The sequence below is a fragment of the Streptomyces sp. H39-S7 genome (genome assembly GCF_027158205.1).
Taxonomy (GTDB): domain Bacteria; phylum Actinomycetota; class Actinomycetes; order Streptomycetales; family Streptomycetaceae; genus Actinacidiphila.
In genome coordinates, this window is the sequence record NZ_JAPVLU010000072.1 from 1 (window position 1) to 12928 (window position 12928).

The following is a 12928-nucleotide window of genomic DNA, read 5'->3' on the forward strand; positions in this document are numbered from 1 at the left end:
TGCGGCAATATTTGATCGAACTTGGCCCGTAGCACGCGGGCAGTGACGCGGTCAGCCAGAAGCGAAGCCATGATTCAGGCTCCCACCAACTGCCCTACTGCCGTGCACTTATTGAAGTACGGGCCCCTGCGGTTCCGGTGTACTGGCGTTGGACGCCGACCGTGTGGGCGCCCTTCTTCACGTCGCCGGTCTCGTCGACCACGAGCACCGCCTGGTCGTCGTGGAGGTGCTCGACCACGTAGTCGCACAGGTCATCGCGGACGGCGTCGGCGTCCCACTTGGCGCGGTTCAGCAGGTGCTGCATACCGTCCGGGGTCGCCTCCCCGGCCCACTCGGCGATGGTCCAGCAGTTCTTCCGGGGCAGGTCCGAGAGCAGCCCGAGCACCAACCGCCGTATCCGGCGGCGCGGTTCGACCCGGGCGAACCGGCCCGCTATCCGGGCCATCAGGCCCTCGAATGCCTCCTGCCACCGGGCAGGGTCTACGCTGTGACCTGCGGCCACCGCATGATCTTCAGTCTTCACACACCGATGATCAACGGTGGCCGCACCCGTCTTCCTACCGGGTTGGAGTGGTACACGCAGTGTCGACACCGTCCGAGTTCCGTGGCTTCAATGTGGTGTGGCGGGGCTACAACCGCCAGCAGGTCGACCGCTATCTCAAGGCCCTGACTGAAGGCGACTCACCAGTCGGCCCGCCTCCGTTCCAGATCGTGGGGCGGGGCTATGACCGCCAGCAGGTTGACGCACGCGTCAGGGACCTCCTGGCTGACAGAGGTATCAGCGGCTAACTACCCGCGCCCCACCAGTGCTACCGCCACCGTCTCAAGCGGCAAGATCACGATCTACAGCTGGAGTACTAGGACGCGCCAAGGCTCCACCTCGGCACCATGCCATGCAACGTCTGGCCGATCATGCGAAGGGTACCCGCAGGCAGGGGCGATCCTATAGAAAGAGGTATGCCGACTTCTATGGGCGGGCGTGACGAAGCTGCCACCCGCGCCGACTTGATCGATCCAGTCCTCCACCTTGCTGGCTGGGAGGAATCCCAAATCAAGCGGGAGTTCTGGATCGGCGACGGTCAGATTGTCGATACCGGAGGACAGTCTTACCGCGGCAGTCGGTTGCGCGCGGATTATGTGCTGGAGTACGAGCCGGGCTTTCCGATTGCGGTTGTGGAGGCAAAACCGGAGGACGAACCGGCAGAAACAGGAGTTGAACAGGCCAAGCGCTACGCGCGCGGCCTGGCGTTGCCGGTGGCTTACACAACCAACGGGCATGTGATCCGCGAGATCGACATGACCACTGGTGCCGAGATCGAAGTCGGCGCCTACCCGTCTCCGCAAGAGCTATGGCAGCGGTTCATTGATGCAAAAGGACTCGACGACGATCTTGCAATGGAGTTCCGCAAGACGCCCTTCAAGCAGAATTTGCAGAATCCCAACGGAACGATCAAACGGCCCCGCTATTACCAGAAAGCGGCGGTCGAAGAGGTCCTAGCTGCGATCGCGCGCGGTGACAAAAGAATCCTGCTAACCCTGGCAACTGGTACCGGGAAGACTTTCGTGGCCTACCTAATCGCTGGAAAGCTTTGGGACCGAAGTTGGCCCCAGGGTATCGATAAACCTCGTGTCTTGTACCTCGCCGACCGCAACATGTTGGTGGACCAGCCGAAGGATGAATATTTTATCCCGGGGTTCGGCGATGATGCCGTCTGCAAGCTAGGCCAGGGCAACGCTGTGATGAGCCGCTACTTCTACTTCGCCCTCTACCAGTCACTGGATCAAACCGGCGATGAGGACGCACTGTTTCTGCAGTATCCTAAGGACTTCTTCGATCTGATCATCGTGGATGAGTGCCACCGCGGTTCGTCGTCTGAAGAGTCCCGATGGCGTGAAATCCTGGAGCACTTCGACTCGGCCGTCCATCTGGGCATGACCGCGACCCCGGTAGAGGACAGCGAGCGAAGCACGAGCGGTTACTTTGGTTCCCCGGTCTATACCTACTCCCTTGGCGATGGAATCCGGGACGGCTACCTCGCGCCGTACCGAGTCAATAGGATCCTGCTGAACATAGATGTCCACGGATGGCAGCCGACACCCGGACAGCTCGATAAGTATCGCAATGAGATCCCGGACAAGATCTACGGACCCAGCGAATTCGAACGCCTCGTCGTTATCTTCGAGCGGACTCAGGAGGCAGCGCGTGCGCTGACCGATTACCTGCAGCGCACTGACCCCATGGCCAAAACGGTGGTGTTCTGCCAGGACATCGAACATGCCGGCCGGATGCGCGCCGCTATGGCGAATCTGAACTCCGATCTAGCCGGGCCTAGGAATGACTATGTCTTCCGCGTCACGACTGCGGATGGCCCTCCTGGCATGGCCGAACTAGCCATCTTCCGTAAAACCGAGACTAGGCGCCCAGTCGTCGCTATTACCTCGAAACTCTTGAGCACCGGAGTGGACATGCCGACTGTGCGCAACATCGTGTTCTTGCGCGCGGTTAAATCCGTTCCCGAGTTCAAGCAGATCATCGGTCGCGGCACTCGGTTGTGTGAAGAGGAAGACAAGCTTGTCTTCACCATCATTGATTTTTGTGACGCGACCAAGCACTTCAGCCGTCCCGACTTCGACGGACTTCCGCTAGGACGTCCAGTGGTCACTTGGACGGATACGCAAGGCCACCTGACCGGCGAAGAACCCGATCCCAATTCTCCCGACCCAGTTCAGTCGGAGGGCAACCTCGAACATCCAGAGCCAGGTGCCGCGGAATCGAGCGCCGCTGGAATGGGCGTGGACGAATACGGCGTGGTACGCGACCCAGGGCTCAACGCCCGTATCCGGAATAGCCCGAACAAGTACTACGTCGACGGTGTGGAAGTCTTCAAGTTTAACGAATCGTTCTACCTGTTGCAGGCTGGGACTCAAGAGCTGCGGCTGTTCGAGTACCGCCAGCTTGTTGGCGCACAGGTCAGAAGAATGGAACTAACACCGACCAATCTGCGCGCCCAGTGGGCACGTTCGACCACCCGACGGAAGCTCACTGAGGCATTTCGCAATGCAGGTATCGACGCTGCAGAGGTGTATAAGCACACCGGGCATGAGGATGTTGACGAGATCGACCTGTTGCTCAACCTGGCTTACGGCACCGCACTGGTCACACGCAGCGAGCGGGTCCAGCGTGTACGCGCAGAGCACAGAGAGTTTCTCGCCGGGTTCACCGTCAAAGCCCGCGAGATCCTGGAGAGTCTGTTGGATAGGTACGAGCGCGACGGCATCACCGAAGTTTCTGCCGAGGCGCTCCAAACACCCGAGTTCAAGCAGATGGGTAGCGTGACGAGCTTGGCCGGCCGCTTCGGAGGCGGAACCGAGCTCCACGAGGCCATCGACGGCCTCGCCGCCCGCCTCTACGACCTCGCGTTGTAAGTTCCGTAGAGTAGGCCACGCCCGCTGGGTACAACTGCCCTGGGCGTGGCCATGTATGAGAAGCGATCTGGGAGCCGAACAGCGATGAGCGCGGACGATCAGGCAGAACTGTTTGAGCCCGGCCTGAGAGCAGCAAAGCCCAAGGCCCGGAAGCGGGTGCCGCGCAAGGCCGCTGCTCCGCAGACCACTCAGGCTCGCCTGTCCGCGATCGTGAAGTCGGCGCGCGACACCATGCGCACCGACGAGGGCCTCAACGGTGACCTCGACCGCCTGCCGCAGCTCGCCTGGCTTCTGTTCCTGCGTTGCTTCGACGCAAAGGAGGACGAGCGGGCACTGCTCGAAGGCGCAACTTTCAAGCCTGCCATCGCACCCAAATATCAGTGGAAGGCGTGGGGAGCGAATCCATCGACCCCGACTGGCAACGCTCTGCTGGAATTTGTCAACAACGAGCTCTTCCCCTACCTGGCAAATCTGGATCAGGAGGTAAAAGAGGAGGACGAGAAGCGTGCAGGCTTCGATCCTCGTCTGGTAATTTCCTCCGTTTTCAAAGACCTGTCCAATCGTATGCGCAACGGAGCGCTGCTACGGGACGTGATCAACCAGGTTCACAAGGTCGACTTCACCCACCAGGAAGACGTCCACACGATGGCCCTCCTCTACGAAGGTATCCTGCGCGAGATGCGTGACGCGGCAGGCGACTCGGGCGAGTTCTACACCCCGCGCCCGGTCATCCGCTTCATGACGCAGCAGCTCTTCCCGGAGTTGGGCGAGAAGATCCTTGACCCAGCTTGTGGCACCGGCGGCTTCCTTGTCGAGTCGCTCGGGGTGCTGATGCCCAAGGCGGAGACCACAAAACAGATCAACGCTCTCTATAGTGACATTCAAGGCATCGAGAAGAAGTCCCTGCCGTTCTTGCTGAGCATGATGAACATGCTCCTCCACGATGTTCCGCAGCCACATATCCGCCGAGGCAACTCGCTCGTGATCATGCGGAACCTGGGCAGGCGAGACAAGCTCGACGTCATCGCCACCAACCCGCCCTTTGGTGCAGAGGAGGAAGCCTCGGTCACCAATGCCTTCGATGAGGGCTTCCGGAGCAGAGAGACCGCATGGCTCTTCCTTAACGTGATCATCGAGAAACTCAAGGACAGCGGTCGCTGTGGAATTGTCCTGCCACACGGTATTTTGTTTGGCAATGACACCATCGCGATGAACATCAAAGAGAAGCTCCTGACGGAGTGCAATCTGCATACCGTCATCCGGCTGCAGCAGGGCGTCTTCGCTCCTTACACGGATATCCCGGCGAATCTACTGTTCTTTGAAAAGGGCAAACCTACCGAAGAGACTTGGTACTACGAGCTACCGCTCCCCGAAGGACGGCGTAGCTACACAAAGAGCAAGCCACTCGCCTTCGAGGAGCTCGCCGAATGCCAGGCTTGGTGGGGTGGATCGTCACGAGTAGGTCGCATGACGACACCGCAAGCCTGGCGTGTATCAATTGAGGATCTGCGAGGCGGCGGCCTCAACCTGGACTTGTCTAATCCTCATTCCGCGGCCGACCTCGCTAACCATGATCCCGCCGAACTGATCGCCGGATTGATCAAGACCGAACACGAGATCCTCGGTCTGCTCGAAGAAATCCAGGCCGAACTGGCGGGTGGCAAGTGAGCTACGTAGAGCGACCACTTGCAGATGCGCTGATGCTCGCGAGGAACTTCGAGAAAATTCAAGACCATCAAAGATACAAAATTACAGGGATCTACAGTTTCGGGAAAGGGCTCATCCAGCGCCCGGAGATCACTGGCACAGAGACTGCCTATTCCGCCCTACATCGCCTCTCGGTAGGCCAGGTAGTGATGAGCAAACTCAACGCTTGGGAGGGGGCCATTGCCCTTGTCGGCGAGAAGTTCGATGGAACTTATGTCTCTCCGGAATATCCAGTGTTTGATATTGATACCACGGGAAACGATGAACGCTTCCTTGCCCATCTCATTTCCTGGCCGCGCCTGTGGGAACAGTTGACACCGCGTGGCTCAATGGTCAGGCGCAAGCGAACCACGCCCGATACATTTCTCTCGACCAAAGTCCCGCTCCCAGGTCTCACTGAGCAGTATCGTGTAGCCGGAAGGCTCGATTCCGCGATGGCCAAACTGTCCCGCGCAGGAGAATTGAGACGATCCACGACTCGTGACTGTGATGCTTTGCGGGAGTCGTTGATTTCCACAGCAAATAAGGCAACGACACATCCCCTTGATGCCGTGATGACCTTGACCCGACGGCCTGTCGAAGTGAGCGCATCGGCCAAGTATCAGGAAATCGGTTTGCGTTCGTTTGGGCGTGGCGTCTTCCACAAACCGCCAATTTCCGGTGCCGAACTCGGGGCGAAGAAGATTTTCCGAATTGAACCGGGTGATCTACTGTTTAGCAGTGTATTCGCTTGGGAAGGTGCCGTTGCACGCGCCGGGGCCGCAGAAATGGACCGGGTTGGTTCACACCGCTTCATGACTTATGCAGTAAATCCATCCATCGCGGATGCGGACTATCTTCGCTTCTATTTCCTCAGTGCGCCGGGCCTCGAGATTCTGCGCCGTTGCTCTCCGGGCGGAGCTGGTAGGAACAAGACTCTTGGGATCAAACCGTTCGCGGCCGAGATCATCCCGTTGCCATTGCTCAGCGAACAGCAGAAGATTGCGCGCGTACTCCTCTCGGCAGAGGCGATCTCTCGGAACCGTGGACCGGTGTTCGACGCACAGATCCAAGCCACCCGCACCGCCCTGCTGAATGCGGCGTTCACGGGGAAGCTGTAGGCCGGATGGCGATTTGGTCGGAGAATCGAAGATGGAGGTAAGCGGCTCGGGTGCGACGGAATGTTTCGTAGTCGTTGATCAGGGCCGCGTCAAAGGCCGCCGGCGGGATGAGGCTCGCGGCGCAGTAGGCCCGGATGGTGTCCTCGTCGTGCAGGTCGATCAGCTCCTGAAGGTACTCCGAGGGTCGTTGGTCCGAGATGTAGATATTGGTGATCGAGCTAAGCATGATGATGTTCGCCACGCAGTTGATTGCTGTCTCACCATAGCCCTCCTTCTTTAGATAGGCCTGGGGGAAGAAGTGGTGGTATTCCTTATCGTTGCTCCAGGAGAGGGCCTTGCCAATATCGATCGGCCGACCGGACCTCAAGTCCGTCGGTCGCTCACGAGCCAGAAGTAGGGCGTGAGCCTTTGAGAAGGCAGCGCCCTGCCTAAATCGGGTCCGTTCCCAGGCATCAACTCCTGGAGTTTTCCCATCAGGCAACGTAGCAGTGCTGTCTCCAGCTGTGAACGCCTTGACCGCTTCACGGGTCGCAATCATCTGCGCGCCCGCCCAGTTCGTGAAGTACCCACTGAATGAGGTGTGCCAGAACCAGCGCTTGAGGCCAGCAATCTGTTGCGCTGTAGGTTTCTGAACCCGCTGAAACACATCGGCGAGGACCGCAAACTGGTTCTGATAGGGCAATGCCTTCTCCCCCGGAAGGCCCAGGTCAGTGGCCAGGAAGTCGGCGGCACGGCGTGCTCCCTCGGCCGATCGTTTCACGATTTCGCGCAGCTCAGCGGGAGTATGTTCCCGGAGCTTGTAGATGTCTTCTCCTGAGTAACCGTGTCCCGCGGTCGCTGCGACGACACGCAATAACGTGGGCGGGTCAACGCTGTCGAACTGCTTCGGTGCCAGGTCGGTGGCTGCGCCGTCGAGCAGGTCAGCCAGATCGAAGTCGCTAGTCCAGGTCGCCGCACGGATCAAATCGGCGATGGTGAGAGTCGTCGCGGTGCTGTTGATGCGGGAAAAGACCTTAGCCACCTCGTCCGCGGGCATGTCCTTGATCGTGGCTACCGCGATCTTGTAGTTCTGGAAGCGCCGGTAGAGCGTGTCCGCCTGCTCCTTATATTTTTCGTTCCGCATCCAGGGGCTGTTGAAATACTCGGCCGCATCGGCCAGCAGCCTGGTCGGAATCTGATGATCGGGCGGAGTGGCGAGGGTGTTTGCGTGAACGAAGGAGCCGATCTCCAGATCATAGACGATATTCCAGTAGCTACTCGGGTCGTCGTTGGGTACCCAGTAAAGCGCGCCACAGATGGTGGAGAGCCTCTGCTGTCCATCGAGCAAGTAGCGGCGAGGGTATCCGTCACGCGGCTCGTCAACAGGAAGACTCGCAATGGTGCGGTCGCTTGCGAGCTCCTCGCGGCTTTCCCAAAGCAGGACGCTGCCGATCGGGAAGTCTCGGGCGATCGAATCGAGCAAGTCGAGAACTTGCCGACGCTTCCAAACGAATTCACGCTGGAACTTCGGCAGGAGAACCTCGCCGCGCTTGATGTCTCGCGCGATGTCCACGAGCCCTTCGGTACCGGTGTGCAGTGTTCTGACCGACGTCGCGCCCAATCCCATAGCCGACCAGCCTCCAAGCCGATTCAGTGCAGTTGAGTCAGCCTACCGGCGACCACGGACAACAAGCCCGACCGCGGGCTCCCGCCAGGGTTACCCCCATCTGCGGGCTGCAGAGCCCACAGTGACAGTCGTCCTACGGGCTCAGCGGGCCCCACACCGCCGACCCGAAGAGTCACGTGGAGCCCAACGTTCCTCTCTCACGCGTCGACGTCGGTGAGTGCACGTTCTCGGAGAAGAAGGACCAGCTGTGCCACGCTCCGGCTACGTCGGGTCTGGATTCTCGTCCGCCTCAGTCAGCTCGGAGATCTTCTGTTGAACGGCCTGCAGCGGGGAGATGAGCGCAGCTCCGTGGCGGTTGATTAGTGACTTCAGCGCGTCGACCTGGCCGGCGCTTGGGGTGCGGGGCTTCAACGCGGTGCTGAGAATGAGCCCCGACTTTGCGGCGGCGCGAGCCGGATTGCCCTCCAGGGCCTGGACTAGCAGGGCAAGCGAATTCTGCAACTGCTGGAACGTCTCCTGCTCCGTATCAGTAACGGCTGCCACCGGGGTGTAGGGGCGTAGCCGGGCCTTGTCGTAGACCTCCAGTTTGAGCCCTGCCTGCGCACACAGGGTGCGGGCTTCAATCACGGTGCTTGGGTCGACGGTGTCGATCGCGGCGAGCAGGTGGACATCGGCGCCGAGGCGCTTACTCAGCCTCACATCGCGTTTGAGCTGCTCGGTGGTGAACTCGCTGGACGACGTCTTCACCTCACCGGCGAGGACTTGTTCGTCCCAGATCCCGAAGATGTCCACCTCTGGGGTCTCATTCTCCGGGAAGGTGAGGTCTGTGCCGGGGAGGAAGTAGGACAGCGGCTTCGCCCGGGTCAGGGCCGCGATCACGAGCAGGTGCGGGAGCACTCCGTGGTCGGCGGCACGGTCGACCACGCCGTTTAGCCGGTATACCACGGACAGGTTGCCCGCGTCGTGGGTATAGGTGACGGGCGCAGTGCAGGCTGGGCATACGGGCTGGTGACCGGACTGCGCCATCGGGTGGAAGGAGGTGATGCCGCATTGGTCGCAGGGGGCTTCAAGGCCTCGTTCGGCCCACTCAATGCGGCAGAGCTTCTCCAGGGCTTCGATAGCAACGCCCCGTGGTCCTGGGATCTGTTGGGCAGGCTGGAATCGGCGCTCGGCTCGTCCTCCCCACCGGCTGGCGATGTCCAAAAGGTCGGCTCGTTGGGCGTCCTGCGCGGCAACGGCAGCTTCCAGGTCCTTCTGGAGCTGATGGGAGCGGGGCGTCGTGAGTGCCGTGGCGCCCTCGTACACCCCGGCGTCGAGGAGCAGCCGCATGTCGGCGCGGCCCTGTAGTGCGGCGGCGAGCCGCCCCGGCTGGGAAGGGGCGTTCTTGACCGTGACCGCGTCGAGCAGAGCGCAGGTCGCTTGCTCCAGCGAAGGGATGTTCAGCTGGAAACTCCACGCGGGCGCCGCCTCGACGCGGAACTGAATGCTGCGCCCGCTCCAGGTCGCGTGCACGCCCATGAGATCGGCGACTTCCTGGCGTTGGGGCAGGCCGTCCAGCGGCCTGCCGAAAATCCGAAGGAGCGCAGCCCCCCGCTCGCGGAAAGACACCGATGAACTGATCCGCATCAACGTGGCCCGACCGGCAACCAGGTGCACGTCGAAGGACGCGACCACGCCGTACTCCCGATCGTGCAGAACCCACTCCGAAGGGTCGAGGTCGGTGCGATAGGTGAAGGGAGGTTGCCGCAGAGCTGGTTGTGGGTGGCGCGCCCCGGCCAAGAACTCGTCGGTGGTCTTCACCAAGTCCAAGGCTGTAGCGATTGCGTCCACCGCATCGGCCGTCAGACTCCTTGTCTTCAGCGCGACATCCGGAGAGAACTGGCCCGGTCGCTTGAGGAAGTGGCTGAGCTGTTCTGACGCCATCTGCCAGTGCACCACCTCGTCGGTGATTAGGACCATCGGCAAGTCGACTGTGTCGACCGGGCGCAGCGCGCGCAGATTCCAAAAGTCCAGGCAGTCGGCGAGGCTATCCGGCTGCGCGATCCACACGACAGCGGGCGTGTGACCGGGAGTGAGACTGCGGTACTCGCCGAACTGGTCGATCGTCTGCTCAAGGAGCGAACTGCGGCCGAGCTGCATCATCCAGACGTCCGGCCCGCCGACCGAAGGGCGGGAGATCTGGGCGGCATCGGGAGACGGGCAGCCCAGGGCCGCGATCTGCCACAGCAACCCGTCGGCGGGGCCGTGCGCCACCGGCTGATGGAGGTTGGCGACACTCAGGGCGCCGAACGACGGCTGCTGAAGGGGTGTGCTGACCGCAGAGGGCGCACAGGTAGCCATGCTGTAGGCCTGCTCTAGTGGCAGCACAGGAAGTTCCAGCGATTCCGCCGCGCGTTTCGCTGCCTCGGCTTCGACATCGACGTTGACGGCGGCCTGCAGATCGGCGAAGCCGACCATCCTGACATGCTCGGCCCGGACCGTACCTTCGACGGACACCGGCACGATCGGTTCGGTCATACCGCCCCAGCGACCGCTGGCCAGCTGCACCGCGCGGATGAAGCCCGAGCGGCTGCCCTCAGCGATCAAGTAGACGGCGCGGGCTGGAAGTACCGCAGCCTGCATCGACGAGGGGCCTTCGTGGAGGCTGTCCATGACTTGTTCTTTCTGGCTTACGTAGGTGTCGCCCGGCAAGGGGGCTGCGACTGGAGTCGACAGGCTACGGGAGTTGACAGTTCACGCGGGGGACAGAAGTAACGTGGCAACCGCCTGGGCCACCACCGTCACGGGCTCCGAGACGGCCAGGAGAAGGGCCGAGGTAGGCACTGAACTGCGTGCATTCGCCGAACTGGCCGGTGCAAGCACAGGCGAGGCCTTGGACAAGGCCACTCCCGGAGACGTATTCCCTGACCGACAGTTCACGCGGCTGCTGCCCGGGGTCTGCCTCGGGTGGGCCCGGCTCTCCCATGGCCAAGCCTCTGTAATTGCAGCGCACCCAACTTGCGAACGAGTGGATCGCTGCTACGAACCGCCGTATAGCACTTCATTGCGGCCACTCCAAACCGCTGTCTCTCCAGACACTGATGCCGCCTGCCACTACAGGCCCGACAAGGGGTCTCTGAACCGGTAGTGGGCCGCCGGCACTTCTGCTGGTGTGGAGCCTTATACCTGGGGACAAGCGATGAGCGATCAGCGGCGGGCCAAAATCGAGGCCGCGTTCTTCAATGTGGAGGATGCGGCCACGTACCTCGGCATCTCGACGAATACCTTGTACGTCTGGCGTCATCGGAGGCAAGGGCCGCCTAGTTTTCGGATGGGGCCGGGTGGCCGGGTCATGTACCGACGGGACTTGTTGGATGCATGGCTGGGCGAGCAGCAAGCAGCTGATTCGCGTTCGAATACGGCACTCAGCCCCCTGGCGAAAGCTCCACAGCGTCGATCGCCACGTCGTGCAGCCTGACGTAGATTCTCCTCTAGTGGGTTGACCCGGCTCATGGCTAGTCCGCGATTCTCCAGGTGAAAATCTCGACGTCATCCGGAATTTCATAGTGGTGAAGGTCGTCTGTGTAGTAGCGGCGCGCACGTTGCGCAGCACGAGACAGTCGCCCAAATGCAAGGAGGCCGCGTGTGGCGGGTTACATAGAGGACAGGTGGCTGCGGAAGCGACCCAACAAGGAGACGGGTAGGCGCGACCGAACGGCTATGTGGGGGAAGTGCACCCGATACCGGGTGAAGGGGATACCAGACGTTCGGGATCGCTCCTTCGATGCCGTCGCTGACGCGAAGACATGGCTGGCCGCGACCCAGACCGATTCATATCGAGGAGAGTTCGTTGACGCAAGGGAAGGGGCGATTACCTTCCGGGACTATGTGGAGAATCACTGGTGGCCCGCCCAGATCCATCCAGCGCCGACGCTGGAAAGCATGAAGTACCGCATTTGGGGACACGTGCTCCCTTACCTCGGGGAGATGTCGTTGCGGGACATCGGTGCTGCTGAACTCCGCAGGTGGTCAGCGGACGTTCAGCGCTCCGTTGGTGTCGGGACGGCTCACACTGCCTGGATCTACCTGAAGGCGATCTTGCAGGCGGCGGTCGAGGACAAACGGCTCTTCCGCAACCCGTGCATGGGCAACAGCACCATCAAGCCGCCCAGGAGGCCCGAGCGGAAGGCTCGTTCATGGGAACGGGACCGAGTCGACGCGGTGCGCAAAGCCCTGTCGAGGCGGTACCGGCCGACACTCGACCTTGGTGTCGGGTGCGGCCTGCGCCAGGGCGAGGCGTTCGCGTTCAGCCCACTCGACGTACGGGGCGACTCGGTGCACATCGAGCGCCAGATCTTGCGCTACAAGTCGCAGCTGTACTTCGGGCCGCCGAAGGGCGGTAAGGAGCGGGACGCGCCCTTGACGCAAGCTCTCGCCAAGCGGCTGCTTGTCCACGAGAAGGAGTTTCCGGCGGTCCTCATCACCTTGCCGTGGCTTGATCCGGAGGAGCCTGACCTCCCGCGCGAAGAGCGGCGCACCGTCACGGTCCCGCTCCTAGTCACTACGACGAGGCAAGGGGCCGTCAATCGCACTACCTGGAACACCAAGGCGTGGAAGCCGGCGCTCGCTGACGCTGGGGTGATCTCCCACCTTCAGAAGCACCAGCCGGGGGAGAAGGTGAGCCGGACCTGGGAGCCGAGTCGGGAACACGGGTTTCATGTCCTGCGGCACACCTACGCCTCCGTGATGCTCGAAGCGGGGGAGTCGGTCGTCTCCCTGGCGAGGTGGCTCGGGCACTCTGATCCGGCCTTCACCTTGCGGACCTACACCCACTTCATGCCCCAGGCGGGTGCCCGAGGACTCACCGCGATCGAGACGTGGTTCACGGACCTCGACTGAAAGTCCCTGAGAAGTCCCAGGGACGCGGTTCAGCCGCTGGATCGGATAAAGATGCAGGTCAGAGCATGATCAGCTCCGCGATGGACAGAACCCGGCGTACAGGCCGACTCGTCCGCCGCCTTCAACGGCTTGTGTTGCGCGAAGGGCCTCCGACCTGTGTCGGAGGCCCTTCGCCGTGCCGGGTCCTGCCCGGGGTGGGGACAGGTTCCTG

Annotated in this window: 7 protein-coding genes and 1 pseudogene; 5 read left to right on the forward strand and 3 right to left on the reverse strand. The window is 61.6% G+C overall.

Translation table 11 applies throughout. The features are described from left to right. Positions 1-124: 124 nt before the first annotated feature. Positions 125-445 (reverse strand): annotated as a pseudogene (locus O3X23_RS39480) (transposase); the annotation flags it as partial. A gap of 512 nt (positions 446-957) precedes the next feature. On the opposite strand from O3X23_RS39480, the gene hsdR reads away from it, so the two are divergent. The 3 genes from hsdR to O3X23_RS39495 all read left to right on the forward strand — a co-directional run bounded on the left by hsdR (position 958) and on the right by O3X23_RS39495 (position 6233). Beyond that, complete coding sequence (hsdR, locus tag O3X23_RS39485) at positions 958-3426, forward strand: EcoAI/FtnUII family type I restriction enzme subunit R (RefSeq protein ID WP_269278690.1); 2469 nt, start codon at positions 958-960, stop codon at positions 3424-3426. Between the two features lie 84 nt (positions 3427-3510). Further along, a complete protein-coding gene (locus O3X23_RS39490) occupies positions 3511-5094 on the forward strand; it encodes a class I SAM-dependent DNA methyltransferase (protein ID WP_269278692.1) in 1584 nt (527 codons plus the stop codon). Further along, the gene (locus O3X23_RS39495) at positions 5091-6233 is read left to right on the forward strand and encodes a restriction endonuclease subunit S (protein ID WP_269278693.1); all 1143 of its coding nucleotides are present in this window, start codon (positions 5091-5093) and stop codon (positions 6231-6233) included. The genes O3X23_RS39490 and O3X23_RS39495 overlap by 4 nt, the downstream gene beginning before the upstream one ends. Here O3X23_RS39495 and O3X23_RS39500 read toward each other — a convergent pair. Further along, positions 6217-7785: a GmrSD restriction endonuclease domain-containing protein gene (locus O3X23_RS39500; protein ID WP_269278695.1), complete on the reverse strand. Its 1569-nt coding sequence runs from the start codon at positions 7783-7785 to the stop codon at positions 6217-6219. The genes O3X23_RS39495 and O3X23_RS39500 overlap by 17 nt on opposite strands. A gap of 315 nt (positions 7786-8100) precedes the next feature. Beyond that, a complete protein-coding gene (locus O3X23_RS39505) occupies positions 8101-10491 on the reverse strand; it encodes a hypothetical protein (RefSeq protein WP_269278697.1) in 2391 nt (796 codons plus the stop codon). A 526-nt stretch (positions 10492-11017) separates the two neighbouring features. Here O3X23_RS39505 and O3X23_RS39510 point away from each other — a divergent pair. Together O3X23_RS39510 and O3X23_RS39515 are read left to right on the forward strand one after the other, a co-directional pair. Next, entirely contained in the window at positions 11018-11296 is a 279-nt protein-coding gene (locus tag O3X23_RS39510) for a helix-turn-helix domain-containing protein (protein WP_269278699.1), read from the forward strand. 167 nt (positions 11297-11463) lie between these two features. Then, positions 11464-12717: a tyrosine-type recombinase/integrase gene (locus tag O3X23_RS39515; protein WP_269278701.1), complete on the forward strand. Its 1254-nt coding sequence runs from the start codon at positions 11464-11466 to the stop codon at positions 12715-12717. The last annotated feature ends 211 nt before the right edge of the window (positions 12718-12928 follow it).

Excerpts from the sequence above, each read along its gene's own strand:
- O3X23_RS39505 (WP_269278697.1), bottom strand. The coding sequence starts at position 10,491 with ATGGACAGCCTCCACGAAGGCCCCTCGTCGATGCAGGCTGCGGTACTT.
- O3X23_RS39490 (WP_269278692.1), top strand. The coding sequence starts at position 3,511 with ATGAGCGCGGACGATCAGGCAGAACTGTTTGAGCCCGGCCTGAGAGCA.
- hsdR (WP_269278690.1), top strand. The coding sequence starts at position 958 with ATGCCGACTTCTATGGGCGGGCGTGACGAAGCTGCCACCCGCGCCGAC.
- O3X23_RS39510 (WP_269278699.1), top strand. The coding sequence starts at position 11,018 with ATGAGCGATCAGCGGCGGGCCAAAATCGAGGCCGCGTTCTTCAATGTG.